The organism is Marinovum sp. E3, from assembly GCF_055755275.1.
This window is the reverse complement of sequence record NZ_CM146908.1, coordinates 2,899,292-2,913,811: the sequence shown is the minus strand read 5'-3', so window position 1 is coordinate 2,913,811 and position 14,520 is coordinate 2,899,292. Positions and strand designations below refer to the sequence as shown.

At 65.8% G+C, this 14,520-nt stretch carries 16 protein-coding genes; 13 read left to right on the top strand and 3 right to left on the bottom strand.

The window, feature by feature from the left end:
- Positions 1-10: 10 nt before the first annotated feature.
- Positions 11-349: an STAS domain-containing protein gene (locus AC0J5K_RS14300; RefSeq protein WP_048532983.1), complete on the bottom strand. Its 339-nt coding sequence runs from the start codon at positions 347-349 to the stop codon at positions 11-13.
- A gap of 93 nt (positions 350-442) precedes the next feature.
- Here AC0J5K_RS14300 and AC0J5K_RS14295 point away from each other — a divergent pair, with 93 nt between their 5' ends.
- The 13 genes from AC0J5K_RS14295 to AC0J5K_RS14235 all read left to right on the top strand — a co-directional run bounded on the left by AC0J5K_RS14295 (position 443) and on the right by AC0J5K_RS14235 (position 12,852).
- A complete protein-coding gene (locus AC0J5K_RS14295) occupies positions 443-1,615 on the top strand; it encodes an acetyl-CoA C-acyltransferase (RefSeq protein WP_274565394.1) in 1,173 nt (390 codons plus the stop codon).
- A 133-nt stretch (positions 1,616-1,748) separates the two neighbouring features.
- Complete coding sequence (locus AC0J5K_RS14290; protein ID WP_274564102.1) at positions 1,749-2,633, top strand: hypothetical protein; 885 nt, start codon at positions 1,749-1,751, stop codon at positions 2,631-2,633.
- 124 nt (positions 2,634-2,757) lie between these two features.
- Entirely contained in the window at positions 2,758-3,378 is a 621-nt protein-coding gene (locus tag AC0J5K_RS14285) for a DUF998 domain-containing protein (protein WP_048532980.1), read from the top strand.
- Between the two features lie 138 nt (positions 3,379-3,516).
- On the top strand, positions 3,517-4,230 hold the full coding sequence (gene trmB, locus AC0J5K_RS14280) for a tRNA (guanine(46)-N(7))-methyltransferase TrmB (RefSeq protein ID WP_074840297.1): 714 nt from the start codon (positions 3,517-3,519) through the stop codon (positions 4,228-4,230).
- A gap of 218 nt (positions 4,231-4,448) precedes the next feature.
- Entirely contained in the window at positions 4,449-5,798 is a 1,350-nt protein-coding gene (gene aroA, locus AC0J5K_RS14275) for a 3-phosphoshikimate 1-carboxyvinyltransferase (protein ID WP_274564097.1), read from the top strand.
- Between the two features lie 26 nt (positions 5,799-5,824).
- Entirely contained in the window at positions 5,825-6,442 is a 618-nt protein-coding gene (locus tag AC0J5K_RS14270) for a (d)CMP kinase (RefSeq protein WP_274564095.1), read from the top strand.
- A complete protein-coding gene (locus tag AC0J5K_RS14265; protein ID WP_274564093.1) occupies positions 6,439-7,437 on the top strand; it encodes an aldo/keto reductase in 999 nt (332 codons plus the stop codon). The genes AC0J5K_RS14270 and AC0J5K_RS14265 overlap by 4 nt, the downstream gene beginning before the upstream one ends.
- Before the next feature lie 4 nt (positions 7,438-7,441).
- The gene (locus AC0J5K_RS14260; protein ID WP_283644651.1) at positions 7,442-8,539 is read left to right on the top strand and encodes a hypothetical protein; all 1,098 of its coding nucleotides are present in this window, start codon (positions 7,442-7,444) and stop codon (positions 8,537-8,539) included.
- Between the two features lie 246 nt (positions 8,540-8,785).
- Positions 8,786-10,465: a 30S ribosomal protein S1 gene (gene rpsA / locus AC0J5K_RS14255; RefSeq protein WP_048532974.1), complete on the top strand. Its 1,680-nt coding sequence runs from the start codon at positions 8,786-8,788 to the stop codon at positions 10,463-10,465.
- Between the two features lie 324 nt (positions 10,466-10,789).
- The gene (ihfB, locus tag AC0J5K_RS14250; RefSeq protein WP_048533965.1) at positions 10,790-11,071 is read left to right on the top strand and encodes an integration host factor subunit beta; all 282 of its coding nucleotides are present in this window, start codon (positions 10,790-10,792) and stop codon (positions 11,069-11,071) included.
- A gap of 9 nt (positions 11,072-11,080) precedes the next feature.
- The gene (locus AC0J5K_RS14245; RefSeq protein WP_048532973.1) at positions 11,081-11,431 is read left to right on the top strand and encodes a LapA family protein; all 351 of its coding nucleotides are present in this window, start codon (positions 11,081-11,083) and stop codon (positions 11,429-11,431) included.
- A 10-nt stretch (positions 11,432-11,441) separates the two neighbouring features.
- Positions 11,442-12,110 (top strand): phosphoribosylanthranilate isomerase, encoded by a 669-nt coding sequence (locus tag AC0J5K_RS14240; RefSeq protein ID WP_274564087.1) that lies wholly within the window; start codon positions 11,442-11,444, stop codon positions 12,108-12,110.
- Between the two features lie 130 nt (positions 12,111-12,240).
- Positions 12,241-12,852, top strand: a complete 612-nt coding sequence (locus AC0J5K_RS14235) for a hypothetical protein (RefSeq protein ID WP_048532970.1) — start codon at positions 12,241-12,243, stop codon at positions 12,850-12,852.
- A gap of 10 nt (positions 12,853-12,862) precedes the next feature.
- Here AC0J5K_RS14235 and AC0J5K_RS14230 read toward each other — a convergent pair whose 3' ends face one another.
- Together AC0J5K_RS14230 and AC0J5K_RS14225 are read right to left on the bottom strand one after the other, a co-directional pair.
- On the bottom strand, positions 12,863-13,534 hold the full coding sequence (locus tag AC0J5K_RS14230; protein WP_048532969.1) for a class I SAM-dependent methyltransferase: 672 nt from the start codon (positions 13,532-13,534) through the stop codon (positions 12,863-12,865).
- Positions 13,531-14,517, bottom strand: a complete 987-nt coding sequence (locus tag AC0J5K_RS14225) for an NAD(P)H-quinone oxidoreductase (RefSeq protein WP_048532967.1) — start codon at positions 14,515-14,517, stop codon at positions 13,531-13,533. Before AC0J5K_RS14225 ends, AC0J5K_RS14230 begins: the two co-directional genes overlap by 4 nt.
- Positions 14,518-14,520 lie beyond the last annotated feature (3 nt).

Below are 14,520 nucleotides of genomic sequence, written 5' to 3'. Positions count from 1 at the left end.
CTTTCGCCCGTCAGTCGGCGTGAGCCATCAGCGCCGCATCCAGTGTCGGAAAGAGCGCAAAGACAGTGTCCATCCGGGTCAGCCGGAAGACGCTTTCCACCGCCGGGGTGAGCCCTGCGAGATCGAGCCTGCGCCCGGGGCCGAGCTGTTTCATCGCGGCGACGATGGCGCCAAGCCCGCTGGAATCGATGAAACCGACTTGCGCGAGGTCGAGGATCACCCGTCTGGACGGGCCGTCGGTTTCCGCTCGCATCGCATCCTTGAACTGGATCGCCACCGCGGCGTCGATGCGCCCGGCGTTGACCGTGACGATCTGCAATGCGCCTTCGGTTCTGCTGGTCATGTCCATGGCTCGGTCACCTTGCGTTACGATTTCGCCCCCACGCTAGACGGCAATCCTTACTAAATTGTATGCAGGGGTAAGGATTTGGGGAGGTAGGCCATGAGCGAAGTGATGATCCTGGGCGCGGCACGCACGCCGATGGGCGGATTCCAGGGCGAATTCGAAGGCGTCGAAGCCAGCACGCTGGGCGGCGTGGCAATCGCCGCAGCGCATCGCGAAGCCGGCAAACCGGCGCTGGACGAGGTGCTGATGGGCTGTGTCCTGCCGGCCGGTCAGGGCCAGGCGCCGGCACGGCAGGCCGGGTTTGCCGCCGGCCTCGGCGAAACCGTGCCCGCGACGACGATCAACAAGATGTGCGGCTCGGGCATGAAGGCGGCGATGATGGCCTTTGACCGGATCGCCCTGGGCCAGGCCGGCGCCATCCTGGCCGGCGGCATGGAGAGCATGACCGAGGCGCCCTACCTGTTGCCCAAGATGCGCGGCGGCGCCCGCATCGGCCACGGCCAGGTGGTCGATCACATGTTCCTCGACGGGCTCGAGGACGCCTACGACAAGGGCCAGCTGATGGGCACCTTCGCCGAGGATTGCGCCGCGCATTACCAGTTCACCCGCGAGGCGCAGGATCAATATGCCATCGGCTCGCTGGACAATGCGCTTGCCGCCGAACGCAATGGCGCCTTTGCCGACGAGATCGCGCCGGTCAAGCTGCACCGGCGGCATGGCGAAGAGATCATCACCTGCGACGAACAGCCGGGCAAGGCCCGCCCCGAGAAGATCCCGATGCTGAAACCCGCCTTCCGCAAGGATGGCACGGTGACCGCCGCCAATGCCTCGTCGATCTCGGATGGCGCGGCGGCGCTGGTGCTGGGCACGCCGGAGGTGGCCGAGGCCCAGGGCGTGGCGCCGCGCGCCCGCATCCTCGGCCATGCCAGCCACGCCCAGGCGCCGGGCTGGTTCACCACCGCGCCGGTGCCGGCGGCCAGAAAGCTGCTCGACCGGATCGGCTGGAAGGTCTCGGATGTCGATCTGTGGGAGGTCAACGAGGCTTTTGCCGTGGTCCCGATGGCCTTCATGCAGGAGTTGGGCCTGCCGCGCGACGTGGTCAACGTCAACGGCGGCGCCTGTGCACTGGGCCACCCAATCGGCGCCTCCGGCGCACGGATCATGGTGACGCTGCTCAATGCGCTGGAAAAACGCGGGTTGAAGCGCGGCGTCGCGGCAATCTGCATCGGCGGCGGCGAAGGCACCGCGATCGCGGTGGAGCTGATCTGAGCTCAATTGCTAAGTTCCCGGTTGCTTGAGACCCTCTGACGAGCGCTCGGGTGGGTTGTTCGAACTTGTTGACTCTAGGACAGCTGCGGCTCACGCTTGTTGTTCATGCTTTGATTGTATCTGGGTTGGCTAAATGACAGACCGTATTTCATACGAATCGCATATTCTGGATTCAATTCATCACAAGGCGAATACCGCAAAAAACGAATGCTTCTTTGTTGGTTTTCTTGATGGCGTTCTTGCCAATGAACGATTGGATCTGACTGAAGTTGAGCCGCTCTTGGCGGAATGTGCAGCCATTTGTCGGCAGGTTGGCGACGACGATGCCGCAGAGATCTTGGCCGAAGCGTCTGCGGGTCATGGCGACACGCCAAAGGTGCTATTGGAGACGATAGCGCAAATTGCAGAGATCCGGTCGGAAAAGATTGATCCCGCGTGTCGGCGGTCCAATGCGAACCGGCTCTTGGGTTTTTGTGCCGGCGTCAACTGCGATGGCATTGTCACCCGACGAGAAGCCAGGGTGCTCTATGATCGACTGGGGGCTGCGCATGACCTTGATGACGATCCAAGGGTCGTATCGTTGCGGCATGTGGTGCTGGATGCCTTGGAAGACGACTTGATAGATGAGGCGGAGTCTGCCGAGATCAGTCAGCTGATTACCACATTGGTAGGCGACAGTTACGCCGATACCGGAATCCCAAGTTCGGAGACCCTTCCCGTTATTCACGATATCGATGAGATCGACGAAACCATTCTTGATGGCAGTCGAGTCGTCCTGACAGGCAGGTTTTCTTTTGGTTCTCGAGGTAAGGTCTCGGACAGGTTGCAGGAATACGGAGCGATACTTCAGTCCGTACCAACCCGGAAAACAGATATCGTTTTGATCGGAAGTGAAGGGTCGCCGAATTACGCCTACAAACATCACGGTGGCAAACTAGCCAAGGCACTTACGCTACGGTCCACTGGGCCCGCGCCGAGACTTTATACAGAACCGCAGTTACGTATCATTCTGAGATGACATCAGGGCAAAGCCGGCTTTGTCATTGCCGCCGACCCCCTGGTCGACAACACCCCGCCCCAGTCTACCTCTTTCCGGGTGCGGCGCATTCCGGTGCCGCACCCGGAAAGAGAAGGCGATGCAGATGGCCCGCGAGACCCTGTACCCCGAGGCCCGGCGCGGCTTTGTGACCGCGCTGAGCCTTTATGCCTGCCTGGGCTGTGTGATCTTTGCCGTCAGCATCCTGATCGCCGATTTCGTGGTGCCCGATCATGACTGGATCGCCGACACGATCAGCGATCTCGGCGCCGGCAAATACGAATACATCGTGGATATCGGCATCTATGCCTTTGCCGCCGCGCTGATCGCCGCCGCACTTGTGGCCGCGCATCTGCATCCGGGCGGCCGGGGATGGAGCTTCGGGCTGGTGGGGCTGGCGGTGCTGGCCTTGATCGTCTTTCTGGTCGGCGCGCGGAACGAATACGGCGATCAGGACAAGGACGGGGCGGTCATCCATGTCTATCTGGTTTATGCGCTGGGCGTGCTGCAATTCCTGGTGCCGCTCGGCATGGCCCGGGGCGCGGGACGGCACGGCGGCCCGCATGGCCGCATCCTGGTGGCGCTGGCGGCGCTTTGGCTGGTCTCCGCGCCGGTGTTCTTTTTCCTGCCAACCGGGATCGACGGGCTGTACGAACGCTACCTCGGGGTGATTGCCATGGCGATGGTGGTGACGCTGGCGCATCTGTTTCACCGGCTCTGCCGCTAGGGCCGGCCAACACCTGACCGAAAGGGGGCGGTGGTGCAGGGCGCGGGGGCACCGCGCTTGCTCGACGGGGTGCGCCGCGTCGATAAGGCGCCGCGCGGCCGTTGCGCCGCTGGCCAAGCCCGGCTAAACCCGCGCCCCATGAGCGAGACAAAACACCCATCAGGCGCGCCCTGGCGCAATTTTTACGGCCGGTTCAAGGGCAAGGGCCTGCGCAAGTCGCAGGAACGCTATTTGGACGAGGACCTGGCCGCGCTGTCGCCCGGCCCGGTCGGCTGGGACGAGAACCCCGACCGCGCGCCGCTGGACCTCGGGGCGCTGTTCGGCGGCCGCGATCTCTGGCTGGAGATCGGCTTCGGCGGCGGCGAGCATCTGGTGCATCAGGCGGCCGCCAATCCCGACGTCGGCATCATCGGCGCCGAGCCCTACATCAACGGCGTCGCCATGCTTCTTGGCAAGGTGCGGCAGGCCGGCGTGGACAACCTGCGCATTCATCCCGGCGATGCCCGCGATCTGTTTGACGTGCTGCCGGAGCGTTCGGTCTCCAAGGCCTTTCTGCTCTATCCCGATCCCTGGCCCAAGAAACGCCATCACCGCCGCCGCTTCGTGACGCCGGAGCATCTGGCGCCGCTGTCGGCGCTGATGAAGCCCGGCGCGGAGTTCCGCGTCGCGACCGATATCCCTGATTACGTGCGCCAGACGCTGGAGCAGGTGCCGCGGCACGGTTTCGAATGGCTGGCCGAGCGGCCCGAGGATTGGCGCCGGCCCTGGGAGGACTGGATCTCCACCCGCTACGAGCAGAAGGCGCTGCGCGAGGGCCGGGTGCCGCATTACCTGACGTTTCGGAAGACCTAGGCGGGCTGTATGGCCGACGCGGCTTGGCGGGGTTTCCCCGCGCGCGCCGGACCTGATCCGGCGCCTCTCCCTCGGGGCCGGCGGTGGGGGCCCGGGGCAGGCCGGGGACGGCGGCGCAGCGGCGACGGGCAGTTTTCCTCCGGGCGCTTCCGCCGCGGGATGGACCCCCCTCAACCCGCTTGCTATGAGGGCGCGAGCGATAACGAAGGAACCCGCCCATGTCCGGCCACGGCACGCCCATTCCAATGATTTCCACGCCCTGCGGCCCGCTGTCCGGCATCGCAGAGGTGCCCGGCGACAAGTCGATCTCGCACCGTTCGCTGATCCTGGGCGCGATGGCGGCGGGCGAAACCGTGGTGACCGGGCTGCTCGAAGGCGAGGACGTGCTCGACACCGCCAAGGCGATGCGTGCCTTCGGCGCCGAGGTGATCCGCGATGACGATGGCACCTGGCATGTGCACGGCGTCGGCGTCGGCGGCTTTGCCGAACCCGACCAGGTGATCGATTGCGGCAATTCCGGCACCGGCGTGCGGCTGATCATGGGCGCGGCGGCCACCTCGCCGATCTCGGTCACCTATACCGGCGACGCCAGCCTCAACCAGCGGCCTATGGCGCGGGTGACCGATCCGCTGGCGCTCTTCGGCTGCCAGGCGGTCGGCCGCTCCGGCGGGCGGTTGCCGATGACGCTGGTGGGCGCGGCAGAGCCGGTGCCGGTGCGCTATCAGGTGCCGGTGCCGTCGGCGCAGGTGAAATCCGCGGTGCTGCTGGCCGGGCTGCATGCGCCGGGCCAGACCGTGGTGATCGAGAAGGAAGCCACCCGCGACCACACCGAGCGGATGCTGGCCGGTTTCGGCGCCGAGATCACCACCGAAGAGACCGACGAAGGCCGGGTCATCACCCTGACCGGCCAGCCCGAATTGACGCCGCAGGTGATCGCCGTGCCGCGCGATCCCTCGTCGGCGGCCTTCCCGGTCTGCGCGGCGCTGATCACCCCCGGCTCGGACGTGCTGGTGCCGGGCATCGGGCTCAATCCGACGCGCGCCGGTCTCTTCACCACGCTGCAAGAGATGGGCGCCGATCTGACATACGAGAACCAGCGCGAGGAAGGCGGCGAACCGGTGGCCGATCTGCGTGCGAAATATTCGCCCGACATGAAAGGCATCGATGTGCCGCCGGCGCGCGCCGCCAGCATGATCGACGAATATCCGGTGCTGTCGGTCGTGGCCGCCAATGCCACCGGCGTGACCAACATGACCGGCGTCAAGGAACTGCGCGTCAAGGAAAGCGACCGGATCGAGGCGATGGCCACCGGCTTGCGCGCCTGTGGTGTCACGGTCGAGGACGGGCCGGACTGGTGGCGTGTGACCGGGCAGGGGCCGGGAACGGTCAACGGCGGGGCGACCTGCGCCAGCCATCTTGACCACCGGATCGCCATGTCCTTCATGGTTCTGGGGATGTCGACCAGGCAGCCGGTGCGGGTGGATGACGGCACGCCGATCGCCACCTCCTTCCCGATCTTCGAACCTCTGATGGCACAGCTTGGCGCCGACGTGCGCCGCGAGGCGTAACCCGGCAGCGGAAAGGACGAATATTCATGGCGTTTACCATTGCAGTCGACGGCCCGGCGGCCTCTGGCAAGGGCACGATTTCCAAGGCGCTGGCGCGACAGCTGGGTTATGCCCATCTCGACACCGGGCTGCTCTATCGCGCGGTTGGGCGGCAGGTGCTGGACGGCGCCGACCCGCTGGCGGCGGCGCAGGCCTTGACCGCCGAGGCGCTGGACGATCCCAGCCTGCGCACCCCCGAGGTCGCCCAGGCGGCCTCGAAGGTGGCGGTGCTGGGCGATGTCCGCGCTGCGCTGGTGGATTTCCAGCGCGCCTTCGCCCGCCGCGATGGCGGGGCGGTGCTGGATGGCCGCGACATCGGAACGGTGATCTGCCCCGAGGCTGAGGCCAAGCTCTATGTCATCGCCAGCGCCGAGGTGCGGGCCGAGCGGCGCTTCAAGGAGCTGACCGGCAAGGGCATCGAGACCACGCTGGAGACGGTGCTCGCCGATGTCCGCGCCCGCGACGAGCGCGACATGGGCCGCGCCGAGGCGCCGCTTAAACCGGCCGAGGATGCGGTGCATATCGACACCACCGCGATGGACATCGACGCCGCCATCGCCGCGGCGCTGGATGCGGTCCGGTCCCGGCAGGAGGCCCGCACATGAGCCGCCCCACACGCAAGATCGCCGGCGCCGAGGTTTCGGCCATGGGGGTGGGCGCCATGTCCTTTGCCGAGTTCTACGGGCCGACCACCGAAGAAAACTCCTGGGCGGTTCTGGATGCGGCAATGGAGTTGGGCGTGACCCATATCGACACCTCCAACGTCTATGGCATGGGCCGGTCGGAAGAGGCGATCGGTGCCTATCTGCGCCGCAACGGTGCGGCGCGCGAGGTGTTCCACATCGCCACCAAGGCGGGGATTTCCAAGGACGCCGCGGGCAACCGCTGCTTCGACAATTCGCCGGAGCATCTGGAGGCCGAGCTCGACCGCAGCCTGTCGCGCATGGGGATTGAGGCGGTCGATCTGTTTTACGTGCACCGGCGCGAAGAGGCCCGGCCGATCGAAGAGGTGACCGCGACGCTGGTCGCGCTGCGCGACAAGGGCAAGATCAAGGGTTTCGGCTTTTCCGAGATCGCGCCCGCCTCGTTGCGGCGGGCGGCCGCCGTGGCCCCGGTGGCGGCGGTGCAATCGGAATATTCGCTGGCGACCCGCGCGCCCGAACTGGGTCTGGTGCAGGAATGCGCCCGCCAGGGCACCGCGCTGGTGGCCTTTTCGCCGCTGGGCCGGGCCTTTCTCACCGACCGGCCGATCGAGGCCGAACGGGTGCCGACATTAGCCTGGATGAAGAGCAATCCGCGCTTTCTCTCGCCCAATTACGAGGCCAATATCGCCGCGACCGACCGGTTCCGCGCCCTGGCGGCCGAGATGGGCGAACCGGCGGCGGCGCTGGCGATTGCCTGGCTTCTCGCGCAGGGCTCGCAGATCCTTCCGATCCCCGGCACCCGGTCGGTTGCGCATTTCCGCGAATGCGTGCGCGGCACCGAATTGGCGCTCTCGACCGAGGATCTGGCCCGGATCGAAGAGGCGCTGCCGGTGGGCTGGGCCCATGGCGACCGCTACAGCGTCGGGCAATACGTCGGGCCCGAGCGGTATTGCTGAGCCGATGAGCGGCGATTTCGCCTCCCTGCGCCTGCCCGCGCATATGCAGCGCAGCTCGGTGCTGGCGGCGAAATACCAGCCCGAGGGCTATCTCGCGGCGCTCGACCGTGAAACGCTGTGGTATGATGCGATCTGGTCGGAGGGGCGGCTTTTCCTGGTCTGTCCGCCGCTCAACAATTTCCGCACGGCCTTTCGCAAGGCGGTGTTTCGCGGCGATGACCGGGTTCTGAAATTCCGCCGGTTGCGGCGCTATGCGCGCCACGAGGTGGCCGAGTTGGATGCGCCGAACTGTCCCGCGGAGATTTCGGTGCTGCTTCAGGGCTGGACCGGCACCAGCGGCGTGAGCCGCGCCGCGCATACGGAGTTTGCCGGGCTGAACACGGCGTTCGTGATGTCCCGCGACAATCCCATCGAGTGGCTGGTGACCCATGCGCGCTATCACCGCGACGCCCATGGGCTCGAGGCGCTGATCGTGATGGACAATGGCTCGACGGCCTACGGCATCGCCGAGTTGCGCGCGGCGCTGGAGGGGGTGGGGCTGTCCCGGCTGACAGTGCTGGAAGTGCCGTTCAAATACGGGCCGGTCGGGCGGAAGCCTTATCGCCGAACCGAAAAATATATGCAGACGGCGCTGTTCAACGTGCTGCGGCTGCGCTTTCTGGGGCAGGCCCGGGCGGTGCTGAATTGCGACGTCGACGAGCTGATCGTGACCCGGGGCGAGAGCGTGTTTGATGCCGCCTGCGCCGCGCGGCTGGGCTTCGTTCAGGTGGCGGGGCATTGGGTCTATCCGGCGCCCGGCGCGGAGGGGCCGTTCAGCCACGCCGATCACAGCCACACAGCCGCGCCGCCGCGCCCCTGTCCGCCGAAATGGTGCCTGGTGCCCTCGGGGCGGCTGGGCGGGTTCAGCTGGGATGTGCACGGGATGGAACGGTTGCCCTTCCTGCGCCGCCGGACCCATGCCGACCTGTCGTTTCTGCATTGCCGCAGCCTGACCACAGGCTGGAAAAGCCTCAAGCGCGATCAGGTGCCGCAGGACACCGTGCCGGACCCCGAGGCGGCGGTGGCGGCCGAGGTGCTGCGCGGGATGCTTGGGCAGGGCTGACCCGCCCGGCCGCGCCGGCGAAGGGCCTTGAAACTCGGGGCGCAGAGGTGTAAGGACGCCCCGTCGACAAGGCGATAAACGCCGCAGAACAAGAGATCGGGCAGGGTCGGGCAATTTCTCCGGCCCTCTTTCGTTTTGCGGAGGCCCGCGTGACCAAAGCTCCGTCGAGAGGCGGCGCATCATGTAAGACCGGTGGAGACAACCACCCGGCCAGAATAGTGACTTGAAAAAGGAACCAACCGCCACATGGCAAACACATCGATGGAGGAGTTCGAAGCCCTCCTGAATGAAAGCTTCGAAATGGACACCCCCGAAGAGGGCTCTGTCGTCAAAGGCAAGGTCATCGCGATCGAAGCGGGCCAGGCCATCATCGACGTCGGCTACAAGATGGAAGGTCGCGTCGAGCTGAAAGAATTCGCGAACCCCGGCGAACAGCCCGACATCACCGTCGGCGACGAAGTCGAAGTCTTCCTGCGCGCGGCTGAGAACGCCCGTGGCGAAGCCGTCATCTCGCGCGAGATGGCCCGCCGCGAGGAAGCCTGGGACCGCCTGGAAAAAGCCTATGCCGACGACCAGCGCGTCGAAGGCGCGATCTTTGGCCGCGTCAAAGGTGGCTTCACTGTCGATCTCGGCGGCGCCGTGGCCTTCCTGCCCGGTTCGCAGGTCGATGTGCGCCCCGTGCGTGATGCCGGCCCGCTGATGGGTCTGAAGCAGCCCTTCCAGATCCTCAAGATGGACCGTCGCCGTGGCAACATCGTTGTCTCGCGTCGCGCGATCCTCGAAGAGAGCCGCGCCGAACAGCGCGCCGAAGTCATCGCCAACCTGGCCGAAGGTCAGGCGGTCGACGGCGTGGTCAAGAACATCACCGAATACGGCGCCTTCGTCGATCTGGGTGGTGTGGACGGCCTGCTGCACGTCACCGACATGGCATGGCGTCGTGTGAACCACCCCTCGGAGATCCTGTCGATCGGCGAGACCGTGAAGGTCCAGGTCATCAAGATCAACAAGGAAACCCACCGTATCTCGCTCGGCATGAAGCAGCTTCAGGAAGATCCGTGGGATCTGGTGGCCGCCAAGTATCCGCTGGAATCGGTGCACCAGGGCCGCGTCACCAACATCACCGACTACGGTGCATTTGTTGAGCTGGAGCCCGGTGTCGAAGGTCTCGTTCACGTCTCGGAAATGTCCTGGACCAAGAAGAACGTGCACCCCGGCAAGATCGTTTCGACCTCGCAGGAAGTCGAAGTCATGGTGCTCGAGATCGACCAGGCAAAACGCCGTGTCTCGCTTGGCCTCAAGCAGACGATGCGCAACCCCTGGGAAGTCTTTGCCGAAACCCACCCCGAAGGCACCGTCGTCGAAGGCGAAGTCAAGAACATCACCGAATTCGGTCTGTTCGTTGGCCTGCCGGGCGAAATCGACGGCATGGTTCACCTGTCGGACCTGTCCTGGGACGAGCGTGGCGAAGACGCGATCCAGAACTACCGCAAGGGCGACGTGGTGCAGGCCGTGGTCTCCGAGGTCGACATCGACAAGGAGCGCATCTCGCTCTCGATCAAGAACGTCGGCGGCGACAAGTTTGCCGATGCGATCGGCGGCGTGAAGCGCGGCTCCGTGATCACCGTCGAAGTGACGGCGATCGAGGATGGCGGCATCGAGGTGGAATACGAAGGCATGAAATCCTTCATCCGCCGCTCCGACCTGTCGCGTGACCGTGCCGAACAGCGCCCCGAGCGCTTCTCGGTCGGCAACAAGGTCGACGTCCGCGTCACCAACGTCGACAGCAAGAGCCGTCGGCTCGGCCTGTCGATCAAGGCACGCGAGATCGCCGAAGAGAAAGAGGCCGTGCAGCAGTATGGTTCCTCCGACTCCGGCGCATCGCTGGGCGACATCCTCGGCGCGGCCCTGAAGGGCGGCGACGAGTAAGCCTCGCGCTGATCCGAACTCGGAAAGCCCCGGTGCCTTGCGCCGGGGCTTTTTCTTTGCCCCCTTCGGCGGTGCCACGGGCCGGGCCCGGCCAGGCGCCTGCGCGAAAAATCGCAGCGAATCAAAGGTCAGGGTTGACAGGCCGGCAATCCCCGGCTGCTGCCGATTTGCCGCCCGTTTGTGCGCGCGGCCGCCCCGGAATGCAAAAAAATCGCGAATTTTCAGGGAGTTTGCCCCTCGCGCATGTTTGCGAAACACGACAATCTATCTATAGTCGCGAATGTGAGACTTCACGCGCGGACCGGTTCAGGGGGGATGGCGCACATGATCAGATCAGAACTGATCCAGAAACTTGCGGATGAAAACCCGCACCTCTATCAACGCGATGTGGAGCGCATCGTAAACACCGTGTTCGAAGAGATCACCGGCGCCATGTCGCGCGGCGATCGGGTCGAACTTCGGGGGTTTGGTGCCTTCTCGGTGAAAAAACGCGATGCGCGCACCGGACGTAACCCGCGCACCGGCGAAGCGGTTGAAGTCGAGGAAAAGCATGTGCCGTTCTTCAAGACCGGCAAGCTGCTGCGGGATCGTCTGAACGGAAAGTAAAGTCACACCATGCGGTACATCAAATACGCCTTTCTGGCGATCGTGGCCCTGGCGCTGGTTGCCGTGGCCGTGGCCAACCGGGATATCGTCACCCTGACGCTGCTGCCCTCGGGGCTGGCGGCGCTGGCCGGCATGAACCAGGCGATCGATCTGCCGCTCTTTGTGGTGATCATTGCCGGGGTGGCTGCCGGCCTGTTGATCGGCTTTGTCTGGGAATGGCTGCGCGAGTTCAGGCAGCGCGCCGAAAGCGCCCGCAAGGACCGCGAGATCAAGGAGCTCAAGCGTCAGCTCCGGCGTCTTCGGGCCGAGAAGCATGCGGGCGAGGACGAGGTGCTTGCCCTGCTCGACGAGGCAAGCTGACCGGCCGCGCATGAACGATGTCCGCACCAAGATTTGTGGCCTGACCCGGCCACAGGACGTGGCCGCCGCCGCCGCGGCTGGAGCCAATTATCTCGGCTTCAACTTCTTTCCGAAATCGCCGCGCTACCTCGACATTCCCAGCGCTGGGCAACTGGCGTTGGATGTGCCGCTGGGGATCGCCAAGGTCGTTCTGGTGGTGAACCCCGACAACGCGCTGCTTGATGCCATTACCGGCGGCATGCCGCTCGACATGATCCAGCTGCACGGGCAGGAGAGCCCCGAGCGGGTGACCGAGATCAAAGCGCGCTACGGCCTGCCGGTGATCAAGGTGCTGGGCGTGGCCGATGCGGAGGACCTGCCGCCGCTGGAGGCTTACGGCCGGGTCGCCGATCAGCTTCTGGTGGATGCCAAGCCGCCGAAGAACGCTGAATTGCCAGGCGGCAACGGGCTGACCTTTGACTGGCGGCTGATCGCCGGGCGGCGCTGGCCGGTGCCTTGGATGCTGGCGGGCGGGCTGACGCCCGACAATGTGGGCGACGCCATCGCCATGACCGGCGCGACCCAGGTCGACGTGGCCAGCGGCGTGGAAAGCGCGCCGGGTATCAAGGATGCCGAAAAGATGGCCGCCTTTGTCCGCGCCGCCAATGCGCCCCGAAACGTGCCGCCCAAGCTGCGCTAGGCGGGCACGGTCGGGAATCCCTGACTGGATTATTTTCACCAAGTCTTGCATGATCTCCATGCGCAGGCGGCCTGAACGGAATTACCCGTTCATTCCCGGCGGCCGGCGCATGATATTTCGAGGTGATAAAATGCAAAGATTTTTCAAGGCCAACAAGGCCGCAGCCCGCCGGGCGCGGCTCGCGGTCGAGCGCAGGCTGCTCCCGGCCGGCTATCCGGGGTTTCAGGCCACGCCCGGCGACATGGACTGGCAATCAGAGCTCTGGGTGCGGATGTTTGTGGACATGTCCTACTGCGTGTTCTCCGAAAGCGGCATGATGTTTGCCCGGCGCGGCGTGACCGATGACGGCCAGATGATCTGGCTGGTCAAGCACATCCAGCGGCCGCTGGCGTTTCACGCGGTGGCGCATGATCCGGCGCAGGCCTTTGCCTGCGCCAGAGAGGCCTGGGCCGCCTGCGACGCCTTGCGGGAACGGCGGGCCGAGATCCGGGCGCTCTGCCGCGATCTGCTGATGGGCCGCGCGCGATTCGATGTCACGGTCGAGGATGCCGCCGCCGCGCCGCTGTCGTCGGTCGAGGTGCGGTTCTTCCTGCGTCGGATGGGGCTTTCGCGGCGGCGCCGGATATCGGGCCGTCTGGCGGCGCTGATCGCGCTGATCGAACCCCAGGTGGGCATCGTGGTCTGGACCGCCTTTCGCCGCCAGGCCCAAGGCCAGGAAGTGACCCGCGCCGCCCTGGCCTGACCCGGGTGCCTCACAGCGCGCGCGTCATCTCGATCGCGACGGCCTGTTCGGAAAAGCCGACAAAGCGATAGCTGTCTTCGGGCAGCGCTTCGCGCAGGGCCTTGTATTCATGGTGGCGCCAGCCGGGATAGCCGTAGAGCTCGTCGAAGAGCAGCACCGAGCCAGCCACCAGCCGCGGCCTGATCTGCGCGAGCACGAAGGCGGTGGGCGTATAGGTGTCCATATCGAAATGCGCCAGGGCGAAAGGCGTTTCGCCCTGCTGCACCAGCCAGCCCGGCACGGTGTCCTGCACCCAGCCCTTGACCAGCGTCACGTTGCTGCGCACTTCCGGCAGCACGCCGTCGAGATTGTAGCGCCCGGCCTCGCCACCCCGGGAATGACCGGTCCAATCCTCTTCCAGCCCCTCGAAGCTGTCGAAGCCGGTCACATGGCCGCCCTCGGGCTCCAGCATCCGGGCGAAGAGGTTGACGCCATGGCCGCGCCAGACGCCGAACTCGGCATAGAGCCTCCGGGCGCCATGGGTGGCCAAGGCCTGCTTGGCGCAATACTTGCGAAGCCCGGCCTTGCGCGGAAACAGCATGGCGCCGGTCATCGCCTCGCGAAAGGTTTCGAAGCTGTCGCGCACTGCGTGCTCTTGCAACAGCGTGAGCGGCGTCATGCGCTCGGGCTGGTCGTCGCTCATCCGGCAACCTGCAAGACGATCTTGCCGATATGGCCGCCGGCCTCCATCCGGGCATGGGCGGCGGCGGCGTCGGCCAGGGCAAAATCGCTGTCCATCACCGGGCCGATGCGGCCGGTGTCCAGAAGCGGCCAGACCTCGCGGTGCAGATCCTCGGCAATCCGCGCCTTGGCCAGATCGCTCTGCGGCCGCAGGGTCGAACCGGTGATGGTGAGCCGGCGCGTCATCAGCGGGGCAAAGTTGACCTCGGTCTTGGGGCCTTGCAGAAAGGCGATCTGCACCAGCCTCCCGTCCTCGGCCAGGCTCTTGAGATTGCGCACGATGTAGGGGCCGCCCACCATGTCGAGGATCAGGTCGGCCCCGCCCTCGGCGCGCAGCACCTCGACAAAATCCTCTTCGCGATAGTTGATCGCCCGTTCGGCACCCAGATCGGCGCAGGCGCGGCATTTCTCGGCCGATCCGGCGGTGGCAAAGACCCGCGCGCCAAAGTGCTGCGCCAGCTGGATCGCCGTCGTGCCGATGCCGGAAGAGCCGCCGTGCACGAGAAACCGCTCGCCGGCCTGCAAGCCGCCGCGCCGAAAGACATTCGACCAGACCGTGAAATAGGTCTCCGGCAGACAGGCGGCCTGTTTCAGCTCCATGCCCTTTGGGATCGGCAGGCAGTGGGCGGCCGGTGTCGCCACATATTCGGCATAGCCGCCCCCGGGCAGCAGCGCGCAGACGCGGTCGCCCACCTCCCAGTCGCTGACATTGGTGCCGATGGCCACGATTTCGCCCGAAGCCTCGAGACCCGGCAGGTCGCTGGCCGAGGGCGGCGGCGCGTAAGAGCCGGCGCGTTGCAGCGCGTCGGGACGGTTGACCCCGGCCCAGGCCACGCGGATCACCACCTCGTTGGGGCTCGGTTCCGGCACCGGGCGCTCGGTGAGTTGGAGAACATCCGGCCCGCCGGGGGCGGTGATTTCCACCGCCTGCATCATCTTGGTCATCTC

Coding starts and splice junctions, on each gene's coding strand:
- AC0J5K_RS14300 (WP_048532983.1), bottom strand. CDS start 349: ATGGACATGACCAGCAGAACCGAAGGCGCATTGCAGATCGTCACGGTC.
- AC0J5K_RS14295 (WP_274565394.1), top strand. CDS start 443: ATGAGCGAAGTGATGATCCTGGGCGCGGCACGCACGCCGATGGGCGGA.
- AC0J5K_RS14290 (WP_274564102.1), top strand. CDS start 1,749: ATGACAGACCGTATTTCATACGAATCGCATATTCTGGATTCAATTCAT.
- AC0J5K_RS14285 (WP_048532980.1), top strand. CDS start 2,758: ATGGCCCGCGAGACCCTGTACCCCGAGGCCCGGCGCGGCTTTGTGACC.
- trmB (WP_074840297.1), top strand. CDS start 3,517: ATGAGCGAGACAAAACACCCATCAGGCGCGCCCTGGCGCAATTTTTAC.
- aroA (WP_274564097.1), top strand. CDS start 4,449: ATGTCCGGCCACGGCACGCCCATTCCAATGATTTCCACGCCCTGCGGC.
- AC0J5K_RS14270 (WP_274564095.1), top strand. CDS start 5,825: ATGGCGTTTACCATTGCAGTCGACGGCCCGGCGGCCTCTGGCAAGGGC.
- AC0J5K_RS14265 (WP_274564093.1), top strand. CDS start 6,439: ATGAGCCGCCCCACACGCAAGATCGCCGGCGCCGAGGTTTCGGCCATG.
- AC0J5K_RS14260 (WP_283644651.1), top strand. CDS start 7,442: ATGAGCGGCGATTTCGCCTCCCTGCGCCTGCCCGCGCATATGCAGCGC.
- rpsA (WP_048532974.1), top strand. CDS start 8,786: ATGGCAAACACATCGATGGAGGAGTTCGAAGCCCTCCTGAATGAAAGC.
- ihfB (WP_048533965.1), top strand. CDS start 10,790: ATGATCAGATCAGAACTGATCCAGAAACTTGCGGATGAAAACCCGCAC.
- AC0J5K_RS14245 (WP_048532973.1), top strand. CDS start 11,081: ATGCGGTACATCAAATACGCCTTTCTGGCGATCGTGGCCCTGGCGCTG.
- AC0J5K_RS14240 (WP_274564087.1), top strand. CDS start 11,442: ATGAACGATGTCCGCACCAAGATTTGTGGCCTGACCCGGCCACAGGAC.
- AC0J5K_RS14235 (WP_048532970.1), top strand. CDS start 12,241: ATGCAAAGATTTTTCAAGGCCAACAAGGCCGCAGCCCGCCGGGCGCGG.
- AC0J5K_RS14230 (WP_048532969.1), bottom strand. CDS start 13,534: ATGAGCGACGACCAGCCCGAGCGCATGACGCCGCTCACGCTGTTGCAA.
- AC0J5K_RS14225 (WP_048532967.1), bottom strand. CDS start 14,517: ATGACCAAGATGATGCAGGCGGTGGAAATCACCGCCCCCGGCGGGCCG.